The sequence below is a fragment of the Bartonella chomelii genome, from assembly GCF_014138465.1.
In the GTDB taxonomy this organism is placed as follows: domain Bacteria; phylum Pseudomonadota; class Alphaproteobacteria; order Rhizobiales; family Rhizobiaceae; genus Bartonella; species Bartonella schoenbuchensis.
Window position 1 is genome coordinate 47872 of sequence record NZ_JACJIR010000004.1, and the last position, 20473, is coordinate 68344.

The window sequence follows — 20473 nt, forward strand, 5'->3', positions numbered from 1 at the left end:
TCTCCGAGCCTTACTAAAGACCTGTCGAAAGGTCAATTGAGTAACCTTTAGCCAATGTCACAATCGCTTTTTTGACATCATTCTGTCGACCAACAACACCTTTGAAACGCTTCACTTTACCCTTACGAATCGTTGTGTTAACCGCCTTAACCTTAACATTAAAAAGCGCCTCAATAGCTGCTTTGATCTCAGGTTTCATTGCTTTTGGTGCAACATTAAAAACAACTTGATTATATTCAGAAATCATAGTCGATTTCTCAGTAATAACCGGACTAATAATTACATCATAGTGTCGAAGATCAGTCATTTGAAACGCTCCTCAAGAGCCTCAACAGCTGCCTTCGATAAAACAAGTTTATTGCGACGCAAAATATCATAAACATTAATCCCCTGAACCGGTAAAACATCAATATTAGGGATATTAGATGCTGCACGAGAAAAATTCATATTTATTTCTTTTCCACCAATTAATAGGGCATTGTTAAAACCAAGCTTAGAAAAACTCTTAGCAAGTACCTTAGTTTTAGCATCCTGAACATTAAGTTCATCAACTACAATCAAATCATTTGTCTTTAGTTTTACTGACAAAGCAAGACATAGCCCAAGCGCACGACTCTTTTTAGGAAGAATATGCACGTGACTACGACCCACTGGACCATGTGCTTTACCACCACCTCGAAACTGCGGTGCGCGAGCAGATGAATGCCGGGCACGCCCAGTTCCTTTTTGTTTAAACATTTTTGCACCTGTCCGAGCCACATCCGAGCGCCCCTGTGACTGATGCGTCCCTTGCTGACGACGCGCAAGCTGCCAACGAACAACACGCTGGAGAATATCTTCACGCGGAGCGAGACCAAAAATATGTTCAGAAACTTTTAACTTACCAGCTTCGTTACCGTCAAGAGTTTTAATTACAAGATCCATTATTCAGCCTCCTCAACTTTAGAGGCCTCTACCACCGGAGTAGATGATTCAGTCTTTTTCTCCACAGAGCGACGAATCCCAGCAGGCTTTGGCGCATTATCAGGAAGACGCTTCTTTACAGCATCACGCACTAAAATCCAAGCCCCTTTAGAACCAGAGACAGCACCACGCACCAAAATTAAGCCACGATCAATATCAGTAGAAACAACTTCGATATTTTGCGTTGTCACACGTACTTGCCCCATATGACCAGCCATTTTTTTGCCTTTAAATACTTTACCCGGGTCTTGACATTGCCCCGTTGAACCATGAGCACGATGTGTAATCGAATTACCATGCGAAGCACGATGCCCACCAAAATTATGCCGCTTCATAACGCCAGCAAAACCTTTACCGATACTTGTACCCGTTACATCAACTCTTTGCCCTGGAATAAAATGTTCCACTGTAATCTCAGTACCTACATCAAGTAAATTATCGGGACTAACACGAAATTCCGCCACCTTAGCTTTTGGCTCAACTACAGCCTTAGCAAAATGCCCACGGAGAGCTCGCGAAACATTTTTAACTTTCGCAAACCCCACACCTAATTGAACAGCAGTATAACCGTTCTTCTCAACTGTACGCTGAGCAATAACCTGACAATTCTCCAAACGAAGTACTGTCACTGGTACATGCTCACCAGCCTCATTATATATACGGGTCATACCCAGTTTTTGTGCTATTACACCTGAACGCATCGGGTTTGTTCCTTCTTGTCTTCAAACCTCAGAGCTTAATTTCTACATCCACACCAGCAGAAAGGTCGAGCTTCATAAGAGCATCCACCGTTTGCGGTGTGGGATCAACAATATCAAGAAGACGCTTATGTGTGCGCATCTCAAATTGCTCACGACTTTTCTTATCAATGTGCGGCCCACGATTGACCGTAAACTTCTCAATCCGCGTCGGAAGCGGAATGGGACCACGGACATTGGCGCCAGTACGCTTGGCGGTCGACACAATTTCACGCGTCGACGCATCAAGAATCCGGTGATCAAACGCTTTTAAGCGAATGCGGATATTCTGACCATTCATATTCTTATTTCCCTGTCATACGGAGCAATTCTAACACTAAAGCCACTTCAGATAATTTATTGATATTATTCAATAATCTTAGAAACGATACCAGCTCCGACAGTACGCCCCCCTTCACGGATAGCGAAACGAAGCTTCTCTTCCATTGCAATCGGAACAATCAAAGAAACATCCATTGCAACATTATCACCCGGCATAACCATTTCCGTACCTTCTGGAAGCGTAACAATTCCTGTCACATCCGTGGTGCGGAAATAAAACTGTGGACGATAATTCGTGAAAAACGGTGTATGACGACCCCCCTCATCTTTCGTCAAAATATAAGCCTCAGCTTTAAACTTGGTATGCGGCGTAACAGAACCAGGCTTCGCCAAAACTTGTCCACGCTCAATACCTTCACGATCAATACCACGAAGCAATGCACCGATATTATCACCTGCCTGACCTTGATCTAAAAGCTTACGGAACATTTCAACACCCGTAACCGTCGTCTTAGAAGTCGGACGAATACCTATAATCTCGATTTCTTCACCAACTTTAATAATTCCACGCTCAACACGACCCGTTACAACCGTTCCACGCCCAGAAATCGAAAAAACATCTTCTATAGGCATCAAAAACGGTTGATCAACCGGACGCTCAGGCGTTGGGATATAATTATCAACCTCATTCATCAAACGACGAACTGCATCTTCACCTATAGTTTTATCTGAATCCTCAAGAGCTGCCAACGCAGAACCTTTAATTATCGGTATATCATCACCAGGGAAATCATATTTCGAAAGAAGCTCCCGAACTTCAAGCTCAACAAGTTCTAAAAGCTCAGCATCATCAACCTGATCAACCTTATTCAAAAAAACTACAATCGCAGGAACACCAACCTGACGTGCTAGCAAAATATGCTCACGCGTCTGAGGCATCGGACCATCAGCTGCTGAAACAACCAAAATCGCCCCGTCCATTTGTGCTGCACCTGTGATCATGTTCTTCACATAATCCGCATGGCCTGGACAATCAACATGTGCATAGTGACGTTGCTCTGTCTCATATTCAACATGCGCTGTTGAAATGGTAATTCCACGAGCACGCTCCTCAGGCGCCGCATCAATTTGGTCATACGCTTTAAATTCACCAAAATATTTCGTAATCGCAGCTGTTAATGACGTCTTACCATGGTCAACGTGACCTATCGTTCCTATATTAACATGCGGCTTCGTACGTTCAAATTTGCTCTTTGCCATTTGAGCTCTCCATTTTCTGTCCAAATCAAGGACTAAGTTTAAAGTTAATACGTAATCAAAAGATCACGCGTATTTTTTCTGAATTTCCTGCGCCACAGCTAAAGGAACAGGCTCATAATGATTAAATTGCATTGTATATTGAGCACGCCCCTGACTCATTGAACGAAGCGTGTTTACATAACCAAACATATTCGCCAAAGGAACCATTGCATTTACTACTGTCGCAATACCGCGCACCTCAGTACCTGAAATTTGACCTCGACGAGAATTTAAATCACCAATTACATCTCCCATATAATCCTCTGGAGTCACAACCTCCACCTTCATGATTGGTTCAAGAAGCTGTGCACCTGCTTTTTGCGCCCCCTCTCGAAAAGCTGCGCGCGCAGCAATTTCAAAAGCTAAAACAGAAGAATCAACATCATGATAACCACCATCAATTAAAGTAGCCTTCACACCAAGCATGGGAAAACCTGCAAGAGGCCCTGATCCCATAACGCTTTCAATACCCTTCTGAACACCTGGAATATATTCTTTAGGAACAGCACCACCAACAATTTTTGATTCAAATACAAAATCATCACCGTCATGAGGCTCAAAAATAATCTTCACACGAGCAAACTGCCCAGCACCACCAGACTGCTTTTTGTGAGTATAGTCAATTTCTGCAACTTTCGTAATTGTTTCACGATAAGCAACCTGTGGTTGACCTACATTAGCCTCAACCTTAAATTCACGCCGCATACGATCAACAATAATATCAAGATGCAACTCTCCCATTCCAGCTATAATTGTTTGACCAGATTCTTCATCTGATTTAACACGAAATGAAGGATCTTCCGCAGCCAAACGATTAAGCGCAATACCCATTTTTTCTTGATCTGCTTTTGTTTTTGGTTCAATCGCAATCTCAATAACAGGCTCAGGAAACTCCATTCTTTCCAAAATAACAGGCTTCAAAGGATCACAAAGAGTGTCACCTGTCGTTGTTTCCTTAAGACCCGCAAGAGCAACAATATCACCCGCAAATGCCTCCTCAATATCTTCACGAGAATTTGAGTGCATCTGAAGCATACGCCCTAAACGTTCTTTTTTTCCTTTCACTGTATTTTCAAGAGAAATACCTCTCTGAACCTTACCAGAATAAATACGACAAAAAGTTAATGACCCAACAAATGGATCATTCATAATCTTAAAAGCAAGCATAGAAAGCGGAGCGTCATCTGAAGATTCACGTGTTGTTTCAGCCTCAGTTTTAACATCAATACCATTAATAGCCGGAACATCAATTGGAGAAGGAAGATAAGAAACAATAGCATCTAATAGTGGCTGAATCCCTTTATTTTTAAAGGCAGTACCACAAAGAACTGGATGAAACTGAACTTCTATTGTTCCCTTACGAATAAGAGCCATAAGCTGTTCATCAGTTGGCATGACACCATCCAAATAAGCCTCCATAGCAGCTTCATCAACTTCAACTGCCATTTCAACTAATTTCTCACGATATTCCTCTGCTTTTTCTTTTAATTCGACTGGAATTTCACCTACTGTAGCCGAAGCACCAATAGAACCATCCCACTTCAACGCCTTCATCTCAATAAGATCAACAACGCCTTCAAAATCATTCTCAGAACCAATTGGTAACTGAATAACAAGCGCCTTAGCACCCAATCGCGAACCAACCATTTCTACACTACGATAGAAGTCAGCCCCAATTTTATCCATTTTATTAACAAAAACCATGCGTGGCACATGATATTTCTCAGCCTGTCGCCAAACTGTTTCTGTCTGAGGCTCTACACCAGCATTAGCATCTAATAAAGCTATCGCACCATCAAGAACACGTAAAGAACGCTCAACCTCAATTGTAAAATCAACGTGCCCTGGCGTATCAATAATATTAAAACGTCTACTCCGGCCATCACGCCCTTTCCAAAAAGTTGTCGTCGCAGCAGATGTAATTGTAATACCACGCTCTTGCTCTTGCTCCATCCAATCCATTGTAGAAGCGCCATCATGAGTTTCACCAATTTTATGGTTTTTACCAGTATAGAACAAAATACGCTCAGTCATCGTGGTTTTACCTGCATCAATATGCGCCATAATACCAAAATTACGATAGTCTTCGATTTTATATTCGCGAGCCATTCTATTTGCCTTAGATTTACAATATACCTACCAGCGATAATGAGAAAATGCACGGTTAGCCTCAGCCATACGGTGCACATCCTCACGCTTTTTCACTGCAGAACCACGATTATTAGCCGCATCCACCAACTCTCCAGAAAGACGATCAATCATTGTCGTCTCATTACGTCCACGCGCCGCCACAATTAACCAACGAATAGCAAGAGCCTGACGACGATCAGGACGAACATCTATCGGAACTTGATAAGTAGCACCACCAACACGGCGCGAACGAACTTCAATATGTGGAGCAACATTTTCCAATGCCTGATGAAACAAAGCCACAGGATCTGTTTTTACTTTACTCTCAACCGCATCAAGCGCACCATAAACAATGCGCTCAGCAACAGATTTTTTACCATCAAACATAATGGCATTCATAAACTTTGTAATGACCAAATCACCAAATTTAGGATCTGGATTAATTTCACGTTTTTCTGCTCTATGGCGACGGGACATTGGCTTTGTCTCTCAGTATTTATTTCGGACGTTTTGCGCCATATTTTGAACGGCGCTGTTTACGATTTTTAACACCCTGCGTATCAAGCAAACCACGAATAATGTGATAACGAACTCCAGGTAAATCCTTTACACGACCACCACGAATCATCACAACAGAGTGTTCTTGAAGATTATGTCCCTCACCAGGAATATAACCGATAACCTCAAATCCATTTGTTAAACGAACCTTAGCAACTTTACGAAGAGCAGAATTAGGCTTCTTCGGTGTTGTTGTATAAACACGAGTACAAACGCCACGTTTTTGCGGGTTCGCCTGAAGGGCAGGAACCTTATTACGCTTAACCGGCGCTACACGTGGTTTGCGAATCAACTGGTTTACGGTAGGCATACAACCTTCCTCTTTCAATCTACGTTCATCTCGCCCACTCGGGCTTCTTTACTCTAATGCCTATCCCGATACAATTGGAATAAAGACTTAAGCTTACACACAAAGCCGGGCATGCTTACACAGATAGCTTACCCGACTAAAAGCAGAGGAGGCATTAGCCTCTTGCACTAGTATTGGTTTTTAAATTTTTTAAAACAAACTCTGTTTGAGATAAATCTCAGGGTGAAACCCTAAGATATTAATCACTCTCACATCGGTCATGATGATTTTTAATAACGAGAACATATACATTCGTCAAGTATTAAACAGCAGAAAGTTTGTAAAAATAAAAATAAAGTAACATTACGGCACTTTTACAAATTTGGTTTTTAAAGAAACTAAAGAAACTATTGTAAAGAAAGTTGCTACTGTAATAATTCCATCCAACAAAAATAACTGCAATATAAATATATTAGAGAGTTTTCAACATACTATTTTGTAATCACTTGCTAATTGTATATATAATGCTTAAAAGTTAATGTTATGAAAATTGCAACATGGAACATTGCTGGAATAAAAGCACGGCATGACACACTATGTAAATGGCTACAGAAAAATCAGCCTGATATAGTTTGTTTACAAGAAATTAAATGTATTGATGCAAATTTTCCACGTGATGAAATTGAAACTTTAGGATATCATATAGAGACACATGGACAAAAAAGTTTCAATGGCGTTGCACTTCTTTCTAAAAAAAGACCTGATGAGCTCATCCGTCGATTGTCAGGTGATGACAATGACGAACAAGCACGTTATATTGAAGCCGTTTATTCAACAAATAAAGGGATTATCCGTGTTGCTTCCCTTTATCTTCCGAATGGTAACCCCGTCAATAGTGAGAAACATCTTTATAAAATGAGATGGATGGAGAGATTATATACACATGCAAAATCATTACTTGCATATGAAGATCCCCTTATTCTAGCTGGTGATTATAATGTCATCCCAACCCCATTAGATGCAAAAAAACCTGAAGAGTGGAAAAATGACGCTTTATTTCTTCCACAAACACGACAAGCGTTCCAGCGCATTATTTATTTAGGTTTTTATGACTCTATTCGTAACGTTACAGATGATTCTTCTTTTAGTTTTTGGGATTTTCAAGCTGGCGCATGGCGAAAAAACAATGGTATTCGTATTGATCACTTATTATTATCCCCAGAAGCTGCAGATCAACTTGTTTGTGCTTACAGTCAAACAGAAGTAAGAGGATATGAAAAGCCGTCAGACCATGTTCCTGTTTGGATTGAGCTCAATTCTAATTTAAAAATTTAACCTTGTTATGAGGATAATTTAAAAAAATACCCACTTTGAATAATAAACATGTTACATTGCGTGCAAAAGATTTTTAAATATAATAATTAAGAACAAAAAATTATAAAATAAATGGAGGAAATAATGAAAAAATCACTGTTGGTATTTAGTGCAGCGATTGTTATTGGGTTAACAAGTATGGTGCAAGCTCAAAATGACACGCTGGAGAAAATTAAAACAACAGGAGAAATTACTTTAGGTGTTCGCGAATCATCTATAGGTTTAGCCTACGCTATTGGTAATGGTAAATATACAGGTTTTCATACAGAAATGGCGGAATATATCATTGATGATATTTCAAAAAAAATTGGGCAATCAATTAAAATCCATTACCTTCCTATCACATCACAAAATCGAATTCCTCTGTTACAAAACGGAACCTATGATTTCGAATGTGGTTCTACAACAAATGATTCTTCCCGCAGTAAAGAGGCAGCGTTTGCTTATACCACTTATGTTGAAGAAGTTCGAATTGCTGTGAAGAAAAGTTCTGGTATTAAATCTATTGAAGATTTAAGTGGTAAAACAGTTGCAACCACCACCGGTACAACATCTGTTCAGCTTATCCGTAAAAATAAACGCGCAAAAAACATTAACTTTAAAGTTGTAACAGGTAAAGATCACGGAGATAGCTTTTTGTTGTTAGAATCTGGTCGTGCTGACGCATTTGTGATGGATGCTTCAATTCTCTCTGGGCATATTTCTAAATCAAAAAAACCATCCGATTATATAATTCTTGATACCGTGCTTTCAATTGAACCTATTGCCTGCATGCTTCGATTAAATGACAAAAACCTCGAGCAAGAAATCAATAATAGTATTATGCGGCAAATTAAAGATGGTTCACTTGAAAAACTTTACAATAAATGGTTTATGGAACCAATTCCTCCTACAAATACTGTTGTCAATCTTCCCTTATCCCAATCAACAAAATCTGCTTGGGAAAATCCCAACAATAAACCTCGGGAACATTATATAGAAAACAACTTGTAGTATTTGAATAAAGAGCAACCACACTCTCCAAAAATCGAGTGTGGTTTTACTTTTTTAACTTTTTAATAAATTTAGCATGTGTAATGCAGCTGATTTATCCACCCTACTAGGGATGGACAACTTTAGGAAATGTTGACTAATGGACTTTTCTTTCCTTTGTATAGATGATCTTAATCAAACACCAGTGATTGGGTGTCTTGGAACTCCTGGTATAAGTCATACCTACTTGGACACACTGCTCGATGGCTTTAAAAATACCGCTATATTATCTGTCTCTTCATTAATATTAGCTGTATTTGTCGGTGTCATTATAGGGACGATACGCACTCTACCCCACACTTCCATCATCAACCGCGTACTTCGTGCTATTGGTCGTGTTTGGGTAGAAATTATGCGCAATATCCCTCTGCTTGTACAAGTGTTTTTATGGTATTTCGTTGTCCCTAAAATTTATCCACCAGCAATAAATTTTTCACCTATTGTATTAATAACCTGTGCTTTGGGGTTCTTCACATCTGCACGTGTCGCAGAGCAAGTTCGTTCAGGTATTGAATCTATTTCTTCTGGCCAGCGTTATGCAGCCATGGCAATGGGATTTACTACTGGTCAAAGTTATCGCTATATCATATTGCCACGTGCTATTCGTACAATCTTGCCACCATTAACTTCAGAGGCAATGGGGATTGTAAAAAATTCATCTATAGCATTTGCCGTTTCTATTAATGAACTAATGCAATTTCAATATCAAACAATTGAAGAAGTAAGTCATGTCTATGAAAACTATTTGATTGTTACTATTCTTTATATTGTTATAGCTTTATTCATTTTTATTATGATGACAATCATTGAGAAAATGCTTAAAATTCCTAATCTTCAAACGGGGGGGCGTTGAATATGAAAGATTTTATGAATTCTTATTTTTGGCCTTATCTTTCTTTCAATTTTTCAGACTTTGATTTTTCATTTTTTACTTTTGATATATTCCTTTCTTATATTCTGCCAGGTATGCTTTTTAGTGTTTTTCTAACACTTTTTGCAACGATATTTGGGCTTATCTTCGGCATATTGTTAGCAATGATGCGGCTTTCTTCTATTAAACTTTTTTCCTCGCTTGCCGTAATTTATATAACTGCCATGCGCTCAATACCACTTGTTATGGTTATCTTGTGGTTTTTTGTGCTCTTACCTTTCCTAACGGGAACGTCAATCGGCGCGAATAAATCAGCATTAATTACTTTTACTGCGTTTGAAGCCGCTTATTTTGCTGAAATCATGCGCGCTGGTCTTTCTTCAATACCGCAAGGGCAAAAATATGCAGGACAAGCTCTTGGAATGACGTATTGGCAAAACATGTATATTGTACTTCTTCCTCAAGCCTTCAGAAACATGCTTCCTGTTTTTTTGACACAGGTTATTATTCTGTTTCAAGACACAACACTTGTTTATGCAATTAGTGGTAACAGTCTTTTAAACGGTTTTGATATTGTTTCTAACAATTTTGGCGTAAAACAAGAGGCTTACATTTTAGCAGCCATTTTCTATTTTGCTATCTGTTTTACATTGTCGCAGATAGTCTTATACCTCCAGAAAAAAATATCCATTATTCGCTAATAAGGAAAAAAAATGTCTACTCATATGATCGAAATGAAAAACGTTTCCAATTGGTACGGCGAAGTTAATATTCTTAAAAATTGCACAACCAATATTAATAAAGGGGAGGTTGTGGTAGTTTGTGGACCATCAGGTTCAGGAAAATCAACTTTCATTAAAACCATCAATGCCTTAGTACCTTTTCAAAAAGGCGAAATTTGGATTAATGGTGTACCAGTACACTCAAAAAAAACAGATTTACCTAAATTGCGCAGCCATGTGGGAATGGTATTTCAACATTTTGAACTTTTTCCACATTTATCTGTCACGGAAAACTTAACAATTGCGCAAATTAAAGTTCTAAAACGCAGTAAGAAAGAAGCACTTGAGCGTGGTTTATTGTATCTTGAACGTGTCGGACTTATCGAACATAAAAATAAGTACCCCGGTCAGCTTTCAGGAGGCCAACAGCAACGTGTTGCTATTGCACGAGCTTTAACTATGGACCCACTTGTTATGCTTTTTGATGAACCAACCTCTGCCTTGGATCCCGAAATGGTAGGCGAAGTGTTAGACGTTATGATCAACTTAGCAGAAGAAGGTATGACAATGATTTGCGTAACCCATGAAATGAGTTTTGCGCAAAAAGTATCAAAACGCGTAATTTTCATGGATCAAGGAACAATTTTTGAAGATTGTTCTTCAGAAGAATTCTTCTCTGATCCACAAGCTAGAACACCACGTGCACAAGAATTTTTATCAAAAATTCTCAATCATTAACTGTTATATTGTGTATGTAAGTAATTTTATTGTGAGTCTATACATAAAACTAAAATTTTATGTATAGACATTAGAGGTGTATTATCGTAAATAAAATTGCTTAAGAATTACCTTTTTCAAGAATATCAATAGCTAACGACATCGCTGTACGCCGTTCAAATTCATCACAAATAGCAAAAGCTCGTTCTTGCATAGGACGAATCCAACTTTGATCTTTTGTGTTAGCCTTTTCATAAGCTGCAGTTAACATTGCTACACCACGAACTGTTTCCCCTGCTTGAAACAACATATTTCCGAGCATAGCCTGAGCAGAAGAATTTCCTTTCTTAGCTGAAAGCTGAAACCATCGAGCTGCTTGTACAGGATTTTTTTCCCCACCCTCACCTTTTAAAAGCATGCTACCTAGATAATATTGAGCTTGAGGATTTCTATAATTCGTTGCAGCCTGCGTATAAAGATTAACTGCATAAGAAGGATCAGCTTTTACAGGCGAATCAGGAATACCTTTTCTAAGATATCCCGCAAGCTTAACTAATGCATCAGAAACATAACTTTCATTTTCCGAGCCAGGATCAGCACCTTTTTCAACGATATATGCAAAAAAATTATATGCCTTATAATCATTTTCAGGCACACCATCGCCATTTGCATAAATATAACCAAGTTTCCAATTTGCACCAATGTGGCCCATATTAGCGGCATAATGTAAAGCTGAAATAGCTTGATCTGTTTGTCCATTTTTATAAGCAGACATACCACGCTTAAAAAAATCAGATGAACGGTTAGTTACTTTCTGGGAAACGCTTACATCCGCTGCATAAGCAGTAGAAAGCATCCCTAAAATAATAGCCATCGTAGTTTTGAACATTTTAAAGCTATTTGTCATTAAAAGTTATCCAATCTCATTACGCCATTGGTGCCACTACAAGTCTTAAAAAAAACATGTATTTAAAATACATTACCTTTTTAAAATAAAAATAAAGTATTATATAATTTCAATTTTTAAAATACGTAATGAAAAAAATTTATGAAATGTATCACATTTAAATAATTTTTAACTTTCATAAAAATGAAAAATTTTAATTAAACCAAGCGCTCTAAAGCAAGCGATGTTTTGTTCTTTGCAGCACGCAGTTCTATGATTTTTTTACGTTCAATTTCAACAACTTCTGGTTTTGCATTTTCTATAAACTTTGGGTTATTTAACCTAACTGATATTTTTTCAATATCTTGTTCAATTTTACTAATATCTTTCATTAAACGGGCACGTTCAGCATTTAAATCAATCAACTGCTCCAGCGATAAACAAAAAGTCACCTCTCCTAAAACAATTTGCGCAGATCCAGATGGAATTTTATCAGAGAAACAAATCGTCTCAACACGTGCTAATCTTTTAAGAATAGTATCATAACGCTGCACACGTTCTTGTATTGCCCCCTCCCCCTCTATAATAATAAGAGGTGCTTGCGCAGCCACTGGAACATTCATTTCAGAGCGCACAGAACGAATTTCACTAATAACGTCAATGAGCCAATTAACATCGATTGCAGCTTCTTCATCTACAAATGTTATCTGCGGCCATTGCGTCAACGCCAACATATTTTCGCGCTTTGTGCCCGACATTGCTGTGAGAGACCACAATTTTTCCGTCATATGAGGCATAAAAGGATGCAGTAGTTTATAAACTTCATCAAGAACCCAAGCAGTACATGCTTGCGCTTCTTTTTTGGAATCTTCGTCTGAACCTTGAAATACAGGTTTAAGAAATTCAAGATACCAATCGCATAATGTATTCCAAACAAATCGATAAAGTGCGCTAGCAGCCTCATTAAATTTATAGCTCTCAATACCAGCAGTCACTGTCGAAACAGTTTTGGATAATTCTGTTACAATCCAACGACTAAAAGTAAGTTTTGCTTCTTCCGGCTTAAAAGGCAAACCATGCCTAACCCCATTCATTTCTGCAAATCGAGTGGCATTCCATAATTTTGTAGCAAAATTGCGATAACCTGCAACGCGCGAAGGATCAAGTTTTACATCACGCCCCTGTGCTGCCATAATAGCTAAAGTGAAACGTAATGCATCTGCACTATATTGATCAATAAGTTCTAGTGGATCAATAACGTTTCCCTTCGACTTTGACATCTTTGCACCCGTATGGTCCCGTACGAGAGCATGTACATAAACAGTTGGAAAAGGTATCTCACCCATAAAGTGAATACCCATCATCATCATACGGGCAACCCAGAAAAAAATAATATCAAACCCAGTAACCGATAGAGATGTTGGATAAAACGTTTTTAATTCTGTCGTCTTTTCTGGCCAACCTAGCGTCGAAAAAGGCCACAGCGCTGATGAAAACCAAGTGTCTAAGACATCCTGATCACGCGTTAGCTGAACTTCTCTACCATAATGAGATAAAGCTGAAACTAAAGCTTCTTCTTCACTTTTTTCAACAAAAATCACACCATCAGGGCCATACCAAGCTGGAATCTGATGTCCCCACCATAATTGGCGAGAAATACACCAAGGTTGAATATTCTCCATCCAATTGAAATAGGTTTTTTCCCAACTAGTTGGAACAAATTGTGTTTTGCCTTGACGAACAGCCTCTACTGCCGGTTTTGCTAATTCTGCAGCATTGACGTACCATTGATCAGTTAAAAATGGCTCAATAGGCACTCCACTCCTATCACCATGAGGAACAGTGTGCAGATGATCATCAACACTTACAAAATAACCCCGCTCCTTCATTAAAGATATGATCCGATTTCGCGCAACAAAACGATCACACCGATCCAAATCTTCCACCAATACTTTCAATTCGTCCGATAAGACCAAACCATCAAAAAACGCCTTATTATCACGCAAAAAAACTTCAGCCTTTTGCGTTAAAATATTGATTAAGCGCAAGCCATTTCTCTGCCCTACTTCAAAATCATTAAAGTCATGCGCTGGTGTAATTTTTACAGCACCACTTCCCTCTTCAGGATCAGCATAAGAATCACCAACAATCAATAACTTGCGACCAACAAGTGGTAATATAGCATTTTGACCTATAAGGTTTTTATAACGATCATCTTCAGGATTAACCGCAATGCCTGTGTCACCAAGCATTGTTTCAGGCCGCGTTGTCGCAACTGTTATAAAAGTTGTTGAATCATTTGGATCAAAAACTTTACCTTCAAGCGGATATCTAAAATGCCACAAATGACCTTTTATTTCTTTCGAATCCACTTCAAGATCTGAAATAGCCGTTAATAACTTTGGATCCCAATTAACCAAACGCTTGTCTTTATAAATCAACCCTTGCTTATAAAGTGTAACAAACACTTCACAAACAGCTTGAGACAACCCCTCATCCATTGTAAATCGTTCACGCGACCAATCACATGAAACACCAAGACGCTGTAGTTGATTAACAATGATGCCCCCCGTCTCACGACGCCATTTCCAAACACGTTCGACAAATTTTTCCCTACCCATTTCTTGACGTGTTGGTTCTTGATGTTCTGCCAATTGGCGTTCAACAACCATTTGCGTGGCAATCCCTGCATGATCCAAACCAGGTTGCCATAATACGTTTTTACCCTTCATTCGCTGAAAACGTACCATAATGTCTTGGATTGTCGTATTTAAAGCGTGCCCCATATGAAGTGAGCCCGTTACATTCGGTGGGGGAAGCATAACGCAAAAAGGCTCTGCACCTGGTTTTGAACCAGCCCCCACCTTAAAAACACCATGAGCCTCCCACTCTTTTGCGATCTGTGGCTCTATGGAAGCGGCATCATAGTTTTTTTCTATCATTCTTTTACCCACTTACTCATAACACCACTAAAAAACGTAACTTACAGCCCAATACCCAGCAAACATTATTCGCAAACGTCACCCACTTAAATGGCCTTATAAAATTACAAACCAATTGTTACAATAAAAGGAAAATATCAAATGACTAAAAGTAATAAACAAACACTTAAGGTAAATTCTTAATTGTCTTAGCTATCTCTTCACGCAAAATCTTTTCAACAAAAACAGGCAATTGACGCTGTAACCACTCTGCTATAGCCGGGCGTAAAATGTCCTCTGCAATCTTCTCTGCAGAAGAGACAAAATATGGAGATAGTTCTACACAATCAGAAACTGTATTTTCTTGCTGCGATACAAATGCCTTAGTACTATATTGTTTTGTTTTATGAACAGAAGCCTGTTCTTCCGAAGACAGTTTCGTTGCTTGTACACCCATACTAACTGTATTATCCTCTACATTTGTGTTATCTTGCACTTGAGACAAAGAAAAATCTTGGTTATCAGAGGAAAGGCCAATACGGTCAGCCAAAGCTTTCATTGCATCATCAACTGATAAAGTGGTTTCACAAACATCTTCTGAAGATACCTCTGAGTGTTTTTCAGAAGAAGCATCAGCAAGGGTTTCATTTACAAAATGATCAGCCTGAACTGCATTCTCTTCAATGATTTCACGAATAGATGTTAAAATCTCATCCATACTTGGCTCACGTAACGCATTTGAACTCTGTACCATATTAAAAACCTCTTAAAAACGCAAAACAATGCATCAGTGTAATAAAAGAATTATAAGATTGCTATGTTTCTTCATACGAAATATGATGCCACACACAACTTTCTTTCCTTAGTTAAGTGAATTTCCCCGCTTAAAATGAAATTACATGTAAACAATATATTTTTCAATATGATTAGCAATTTGATTTATTTACCCCTTAAATGCTAACCACTTACACGCATAGTTTATAGTTTCAGCGAGTATATTTAATCGTCCTCAAACCTAAATAATTTGCAGTCAATTTTCCAATAGAAGATTGAACACTATAGCTTGCAACCACAACATCCCGTTCTGCAATTGCCAATGCAATTTGGGCATTAATCAACTGAGTTCGAGAGTTCAAAACATCTAATGTAGTTGCTTGCCCCACTCGGTTTTCTTGAATACGACCTTTAAGAGCAATTTCAGCAGCACGAACACTCTCACGATAAGCAATAACAGACGCACGTGCACCCTCTAACTGAAACCAGGCAGCAGTTAATGCTTGTCTCACACCATTTTGAGCTACAGTAAGTTGGAGACGAGCCTGTTCAAACTGCTCTTTTGATTGACGAACCTGCGCAGATGTACGCCCACCTTCAAAAATTGGAACACTCAATGAAACTCCGACCGATTGAGAAACCCCATTCTCACCAGGGCCACTATAAATTCGATTATAAGATACTGTTGTGGAAAAATCTACTTTAGGAAGCAAAGCCCCCTCTTTTGCTTTTACATTATAAGAACTGGCATCAGTCAAATATCTTGCATAAAGAATCGCTGGATGCATGATATCACCAACTCGATAACCAATATCAAGATTCTCCGGAAGCTCTGTCGCCACTGGTGGGCGTTCTAACTGTGTAGGATCTGAACCAATGATTTGACGATAAATGGCTTCCATTGCCTTCACATCAGCACAAGCAAGACTAAATTCAGAAACAGCTACAGAACGCGCCGCCTGTGCTTGAGCAAAATCCACATGAGCCCCTTCCCCTACATTTAACCTTGCTTCATTTGAACGGACTTGTTCTTCAAGAGCAGCCAAATTTTCTCGACGAAGATCAGCAATACGACGTGCTTTATATACATTAGCATATGCTGTTACAGCATCCAAAAACATATTTTGTTCAGCGTTGCGAAGATATTCACGTTGCGCTTGTGTTTTAACTTGAGCTGAAAAAAATGTATTTTGTGTCACAAAACCGTCAAATAATCTTTGACTTAACTTTATTCCTACAGATCCAGAAACATTATGAGAACCCATTACAGGCTTATTCCGGCCATAGGTTCCAATCCCTTCAATTTGCGGCAAAAAATTTGAGCGTGCAATGACCATATCATCATCTGATATACGTACAGCAGCACGTTCGCTATTTAACTTGGCATTATACATATAAGCTTCAGCTAAAGCATCTTTCAACGTACCAGCATGAGTAGACCCTGATATAAAAACATCCAGTATTAGTAACAAACATGCCTGAAGTTTTTTATTTATTTTAAACACACTATAAATCCTAAACTTATCACACAACTCTTTGCATATTCATGGATGAAATTAAATGCTAAAACACAAAATCGAATGTCTTTAAAAAACCAGGAAGGGGTTTTACAGCAAGGTTAAAACTACGACGAACTGAAATAACCTTGTCTTCTTTTATGTAAATTTGTGCAACACCCGCGCCACCATGCCCTTCAACCACAACAAGACGCCCACCTTCTTTCATTTGATCAAAGATACCATCAGGAATAAAATCAACAGCACCTTCGATAAAAATCACATCATAAGGCCCCTTAGCAGCATACCCCTGCTCTAACGGCCCATGAACAACAACTACGTTATTACACTGATGATATTTTAAAAGTTTATCTGCTTTTTCTACAAGCGTTTTATTGCTTTCCAACGCAACAACAGAGCTAGCAATCTTTGAAAATAACGCTGCACAATAACCGCTATTTGCACCAATATTTAGCACGCTATCTGATGGTTTTATAGCTGCAAGTTGTAGCAACTTTGCTAAAGAGGCAGGCTTCATCAAATAGCATGCACGTAAATTATCTTGCGCTGGAAAAACAATGATATCTCCATCAAGATAACTTAAATCTTTAACGTCTTCTGACACAAAATCTTCACGCGGCACCGTTAAAAATGCCTCAAGAATCGATAAATCCGTTACATCTACTGTACGAATTTGATTGTCAACCATTTTGCGGCGAAGTTCTGCAAAATCTGCAACCATAATTAGTTTTTTCTCCTAATGCATAACAAAAACCACAATCAAAATGGCGGTAATAAAAGCGTAATATCTTTCATTGTGAATGTGACAAAAAAGCATGTTACAGTCAATAACAAGATTCTAATTGCGCTAATTTTCCATATAAAGGTAACTTCACTCAAAAAATTAAGAATACTATTCAATAAAAAAATATTTTAATCGAAATTAAGTGGAGGCCTCGCCCGGAATCGAACCGGGATACAAGGATTTGCAGTCCTCTGCGTAACCATTCCGCCACGAGGCCTCATCAATAAATATCAAAATTGTCAATAAGGGAAGGTAATGCATCCGTCAAGATACAGTAATCTTTCTTGGATCCTTTTTATTCTTTTTATACAATTTTTGAATTTTTTTTTAAAAAAAGTAATTTTACCCTTTGCAAATGAATATTGCTTTGCTATAGCCCTTGCACTAAAATAAATTGGTGTTATTCCTCGGTAGCTCAGTGGTAGAGCAACCGGCTGTTAACCGGTTGGTCGCTGGTTCGAATCCGGCCCGGGGAGCCATTTATTTTCTCTCTGTAACCTATTGATTTTATTGATATTTTTAAAGTTAGCGATAAAACAACAAGGCTAGGAAATAAGATTTTCTAATATAACTTGTCAGAGAATTTTCTGTATTAAATTAATGGCTTTTTCGATAGAATCAGCAAGAGGACCAGTCTCTTTAATAAAATTATAAAGTCGTGAAAATCTTTCTTTCCGGTTATTACCAAGATGTTTAACACAATTCATCACAAGTTTCTGTAAAAAAGGCTCAACTGATCTCGACACTTCGTCGCTGCTGTTATCTAATTGAGAAATTTTGCTGCATAGAATTTTAGGATGATCGCAATCAGACGCTTCATTACGAACAATAAATAAATTATCCACTTTAGTCTCCTCAATCAAATAAGGAGAATGAGTAGAATAAATCACGCTATTGTTGTCAGACCCTGATAATTTCTGCAAAGATTGTAATATTTTTTCTTGGGGATGGATATGTAGATTACTTGCAGGTTCATCCAACAAGAAAATTGTTCCATTTTTGCTCCTATTGGTACGAATATCTGTAAGCACTTTAAAACAAAAGAACCAACGGCACCCTTTACTTCTTTCATGTAAAGAAAAAGTGCGACCGTTAGCTTTGACCTTTAAACAATAATCTAGAAAATTGGGATTTGATCCTGTTACTGTTTTTATGCTAAAGCTATCAAATACAGTTTTTCCTCCTGTAATGTCTTCCCAATCTTTGGTAACAACACTATTAAGATAATTATTCATAGAAGATAGACGTTGATCAACTACGTCTTCATCATCACAATCAACGACATCACGTTGAAAATTAATATCCAATTCAGTTTTCCCCCCAGTTTGATGTTTATGAGCACCAATCAGTAAATCATTAAAAATATTATGCCATAAAAGGTTTTTTTTATCGTTCAACAAACTGTCCTGTGTTAATTCTTTATTTGAATCTTGAGCTGCAGTTTTTAAAAACCTAATTTTATTAGGCACATCAAACATAAAATCATCATAATAGACGATTTCAGGAATATGGTTCTGTATATAATCTAAAAGAGTTGTTACTGTTTTATCTCCATAATCCTTATTGTTGATCATTACACGCTTTTCTGTGCAAAAACTATTAGCAAATGAATATGCAAAAGATAAATTTAGTTGGTTATTTTCAGAGAAATCATCTTTGATTTTTTTCAGTGTGTTAAGCTTAGCTAATTTTTCAATCTCCGCTTCATCTACTAAAATTGTGGCAGATAAGATAATACCTTTATTAAAATAACCTATTTTAGGACGTATAGAAGCAAGCTCTTCATCTGTTAATTGTTTCCCTAAACATAACTGTGACAATAGGTAAATACCCTGTAAAGTTGTCGTTTTTCCTGATTCATTATTCCCCATCAGAATAAAAGGAAAACGTCTATCTCCCCCTGAGAGATTTATTTCTACAGGTTCACCTATCCCTTTGAAATTTTCTAATTTAAATGAAGTAAATATCATAATACCCTTCAGTGTATCTTTAAAAAACAATGTTTTATGGTTGTTATCATAGAATAAGAGTATTTTATTATTATATTTCAAAGTAATTCAAGCAACAAACACTTAATTTTTTTTGAAAACCACTATTTTAAATGTGGGAAGATATTATAATTATACATTGGCATCCATAAAACATGCAAAATAAGGATCAGCAAAAAGATGATAAATGCTATCTACTCCAAAAACGAGACATCATTTTACTTTCACACTTTGATAGATTTTCACACTTTGGTGAGTAATGATCACTTTTGAAGCGTTTCTTTTTCTTCTTTTGTAAATTTTGTGTGTTTTTTAGTTTTTCTTCTGAATTTATTTCACCCACACAAACGTTTTCCATGTTCATCAATTTTAAAATGCCTCTTGTTAAGCCTGAGCTGATGCTATCCAAGTTCACGTTAATGTATAATTATACCTTTGAATGAAATATCAAAGTAAATGTCTATTTCTCTTGCACAGATTAAAAAAAATAGGGAAGAAAAAGTCTTAATTTTAAGACATATTACAATAGAGTTTTGCTCATCATATTAACGTAATATAATAGACAGATTTTGAGCAAACAAAAATACAAAACGTTTGATATTTATTTTATTTTTGAAGCACAAAAAGAA

Annotated in this window: 19 protein-coding genes and 2 tRNA genes; 6 read left to right on the forward strand and 15 right to left on the reverse strand. The window is 37.7% G+C overall.

Going from position 1 to position 20473, the window contains the following annotated elements:
• Positions 1 to 13: 13 nt before the first annotated feature.
• The 8 genes from GGR10_RS05350 to rpsL form a co-directional block, all read right to left on the reverse strand.
• The gene (locus GGR10_RS05350; RefSeq protein WP_007477067.1) at positions 14 to 307 is read right to left on the reverse strand and encodes a 50S ribosomal protein L23; all 294 of its coding nucleotides are present in this window, start codon (positions 305 to 307) and stop codon (positions 14 to 16) included.
• On the reverse strand, positions 304 to 924 hold the full coding sequence (gene rplD, locus GGR10_RS05355) for a 50S ribosomal protein L4 (protein WP_182480250.1): 621 nt from the start codon (positions 922 to 924) through the stop codon (positions 304 to 306). Before rplD ends, GGR10_RS05350 begins: the two co-directional genes overlap by 4 nt.
• Positions 924 to 1664 (reverse strand): 50S ribosomal protein L3, encoded by a 741-nt coding sequence (gene rplC, locus GGR10_RS05360; RefSeq protein ID WP_010703884.1) that lies wholly within the window; start codon positions 1662 to 1664, stop codon positions 924 to 926. The genes rplD and rplC overlap by 1 nt, the downstream gene beginning before the upstream one ends.
• 28 nt (positions 1665 to 1692) lie before the next feature.
• On the reverse strand, positions 1693 to 2001 hold the full coding sequence (gene rpsJ / locus GGR10_RS05365) for a 30S ribosomal protein S10 (RefSeq protein ID WP_007477064.1): 309 nt from the start codon (positions 1999 to 2001) through the stop codon (positions 1693 to 1695).
• A gap of 65 nt (positions 2002 to 2066) precedes the next feature.
• Positions 2067 to 3242: an elongation factor Tu gene (gene tuf, locus GGR10_RS05370; protein WP_182480251.1), complete on the reverse strand. Its 1176-nt coding sequence runs from the start codon at positions 3240 to 3242 to the stop codon at positions 2067 to 2069.
• 63 nt (positions 3243 to 3305) lie between these two features.
• Positions 3306 to 5390, reverse strand: coding sequence for an elongation factor G (gene fusA / locus GGR10_RS05375; protein WP_078689895.1), 2085 nt, complete (start codon positions 5388 to 5390; stop codon positions 3306 to 3308).
• 27 nt (positions 5391 to 5417) lie between these two features.
• Positions 5418 to 5888, reverse strand: coding sequence for a 30S ribosomal protein S7 (gene rpsG / locus GGR10_RS05380; RefSeq protein WP_007477054.1), 471 nt, complete (start codon positions 5886 to 5888; stop codon positions 5418 to 5420).
• A gap of 19 nt (positions 5889 to 5907) precedes the next feature.
• On the reverse strand, positions 5908 to 6279 hold the full coding sequence (gene rpsL / locus GGR10_RS05385; protein ID WP_007477052.1) for a 30S ribosomal protein S12: 372 nt from the start codon (positions 6277 to 6279) through the stop codon (positions 5908 to 5910).
• A gap of 522 nt (positions 6280 to 6801) precedes the next feature.
• On the opposite strand from rpsL, the gene xth reads away from it, so the two are divergent.
• From xth to GGR10_RS05410, 5 genes are all read left to right on the forward strand, one after another.
• Positions 6802 to 7593, forward strand: coding sequence for an exodeoxyribonuclease III (gene xth, locus GGR10_RS05390; protein ID WP_182480252.1), 792 nt, complete (start codon positions 6802 to 6804; stop codon positions 7591 to 7593).
• Positions 7594 to 7716: 123 nt separating this feature from the next.
• Positions 7717 to 8625, forward strand: coding sequence for a transporter substrate-binding domain-containing protein (locus GGR10_RS05395; RefSeq protein WP_182480253.1), 909 nt, complete (start codon positions 7717 to 7719; stop codon positions 8623 to 8625).
• Between the two features lie 139 nt (positions 8626 to 8764).
• Positions 8765 to 9517 (forward strand): amino acid ABC transporter permease, encoded by a 753-nt coding sequence (locus GGR10_RS05400; protein ID WP_182480254.1) that lies wholly within the window; start codon positions 8765 to 8767, stop codon positions 9515 to 9517.
• A 2-nt stretch (positions 9518 to 9519) separates the two neighbouring features.
• Positions 9520 to 10236, forward strand: a complete 717-nt coding sequence (locus GGR10_RS05405) for an amino acid ABC transporter permease (RefSeq protein ID WP_182480255.1) — start codon at positions 9520 to 9522, stop codon at positions 10234 to 10236.
• Between the two features lie 12 nt (positions 10237 to 10248).
• A complete protein-coding gene (locus GGR10_RS05410; protein ID WP_078689899.1) occupies positions 10249 to 10995 on the forward strand; it encodes an amino acid ABC transporter ATP-binding protein in 747 nt (248 codons plus the stop codon).
• A gap of 100 nt (positions 10996 to 11095) precedes the next feature.
• Here the strand turns inward: GGR10_RS05410 and GGR10_RS05415 are convergent, their stop codons facing one another.
• The 6 genes from GGR10_RS05415 to GGR10_RS05440 all read right to left on the reverse strand — a co-directional run bounded on the left by GGR10_RS05415 (position 11096) and on the right by GGR10_RS05440 (position 18073).
• A complete protein-coding gene (locus tag GGR10_RS05415) occupies positions 11096 to 11881 on the reverse strand; it encodes a tetratricopeptide repeat protein (protein WP_182480256.1) in 786 nt (261 codons plus the stop codon).
• Positions 11882 to 12078: 197 nt separating this feature from the next.
• Positions 12079 to 14802: a valine--tRNA ligase gene (locus tag GGR10_RS05420; RefSeq protein WP_182480257.1), complete on the reverse strand. Its 2724-nt coding sequence runs from the start codon at positions 14800 to 14802 to the stop codon at positions 12079 to 12081.
• Positions 14803 to 14968: 166 nt separating this feature from the next.
• A complete protein-coding gene (locus GGR10_RS05425) occupies positions 14969 to 15535 on the reverse strand; it encodes a DUF2497 domain-containing protein (protein WP_182480258.1) in 567 nt (188 codons plus the stop codon).
• Positions 15536 to 15767: 232 nt separating this feature from the next.
• Positions 15768 to 17060 (reverse strand): TolC family outer membrane protein, encoded by a 1293-nt coding sequence (locus GGR10_RS05430; RefSeq protein WP_182480259.1) that lies wholly within the window; start codon positions 17058 to 17060, stop codon positions 15768 to 15770.
• Between the two features lie 58 nt (positions 17061 to 17118).
• Entirely contained in the window at positions 17119 to 17793 is a 675-nt protein-coding gene (locus tag GGR10_RS05435; protein WP_182480260.1) for a protein-L-isoaspartate O-methyltransferase family protein, read from the reverse strand.
• Positions 17794 to 17999: 206 nt separating this feature from the next.
• A tRNA-Cys gene (locus GGR10_RS05440) sits at positions 18000 to 18073 on the reverse strand.
• A 187-nt stretch (positions 18074 to 18260) separates the two neighbouring features.
• On the opposite strand from GGR10_RS05440, the gene GGR10_RS05445 reads away from it, so the two are divergent.
• Positions 18261 to 18335 (forward strand) — tRNA-Asn (locus GGR10_RS05445).
• Positions 18336 to 18431: 96 nt separating this feature from the next.
• On the opposite strand, the gene GGR10_RS05450 is transcribed toward GGR10_RS05445, so the two are convergent.
• Positions 18432 to 19826 carry an AAA family ATPase gene (locus tag GGR10_RS05450; protein WP_182480261.1) on the reverse strand — a complete coding sequence of 465 codons (1395 nt, stop codon included), beginning with the start codon at positions 19824 to 19826 and terminating at the stop codon, positions 18432 to 18434.
• Positions 19827 to 20473: the final 647 nt, after the last annotated feature.

What these genes read in the sequence shown, in the direction of transcription:
- GGR10_RS05350 (WP_007477067.1), bottom strand. Translation starts at nt 307, where the DNA reads ATGACTGATCTTCGACACTATGATGTAATTATTAGTCCGGTTATTACT.
- rplD (WP_182480250.1), bottom strand. Translation starts at nt 924, where the DNA reads ATGGATCTTGTAATTAAAACTCTTGACGGTAACGAAGCTGGTAAGTTA.
- rplC (WP_010703884.1), bottom strand. Translation starts at nt 1,664, where the DNA reads ATGCGTTCAGGTGTAATAGCACAAAAACTGGGTATGACCCGTATATAT.
- rpsJ (WP_007477064.1), bottom strand. Translation starts at nt 2,001, where the DNA reads ATGAATGGTCAGAATATCCGCATTCGCTTAAAAGCGTTTGATCACCGG.
- tuf (WP_182480251.1), bottom strand. Translation starts at nt 3,242, where the DNA reads ATGGCAAAGAGCAAATTTGAACGTACGAAGCCGCATGTTAATATAGGA.
- fusA (WP_078689895.1), bottom strand. Translation starts at nt 5,390, where the DNA reads ATGGCTCGCGAATATAAAATCGAAGACTATCGTAATTTTGGTATTATG.
- rpsG (WP_007477054.1), bottom strand. Translation starts at nt 5,888, where the DNA reads ATGTCCCGTCGCCATAGAGCAGAAAAACGTGAAATTAATCCAGATCCT.
- rpsL (WP_007477052.1), bottom strand. Translation starts at nt 6,279, where the DNA reads ATGCCTACCGTAAACCAGTTGATTCGCAAACCACGTGTAGCGCCGGTT.
- xth (WP_182480252.1), top strand. Translation starts at nt 6,802, where the DNA reads ATGAAAATTGCAACATGGAACATTGCTGGAATAAAAGCACGGCATGAC.
- GGR10_RS05395 (WP_182480253.1), top strand. Translation starts at nt 7,717, where the DNA reads ATGAAAAAATCACTGTTGGTATTTAGTGCAGCGATTGTTATTGGGTTA.
- GGR10_RS05400 (WP_182480254.1), top strand. Translation starts at nt 8,765, where the DNA reads ATGGACTTTTCTTTCCTTTGTATAGATGATCTTAATCAAACACCAGTG.
- GGR10_RS05405 (WP_182480255.1), top strand. Translation starts at nt 9,520, where the DNA reads ATGAAAGATTTTATGAATTCTTATTTTTGGCCTTATCTTTCTTTCAAT.
- GGR10_RS05410 (WP_078689899.1), top strand. Translation starts at nt 10,249, where the DNA reads ATGTCTACTCATATGATCGAAATGAAAAACGTTTCCAATTGGTACGGC.
- GGR10_RS05415 (WP_182480256.1), bottom strand. Translation starts at nt 11,881, where the DNA reads ATGACAAATAGCTTTAAAATGTTCAAAACTACGATGGCTATTATTTTA.
- GGR10_RS05420 (WP_182480257.1), bottom strand. Translation starts at nt 14,802, where the DNA reads ATGATAGAAAAAAACTATGATGCCGCTTCCATAGAGCCACAGATCGCA.
- GGR10_RS05425 (WP_182480258.1), bottom strand. Translation starts at nt 15,535, where the DNA reads ATGGTACAGAGTTCAAATGCGTTACGTGAGCCAAGTATGGATGAGATT.
- GGR10_RS05435 (WP_182480260.1), bottom strand. Translation starts at nt 17,793, where the DNA reads ATGGTTGCAGATTTTGCAGAACTTCGCCGCAAAATGGTTGACAATCAA.
- GGR10_RS05450 (WP_182480261.1), bottom strand. Translation starts at nt 19,826, where the DNA reads ATGATATTTACTTCATTTAAATTAGAAAATTTCAAAGGGATAGGTGAA.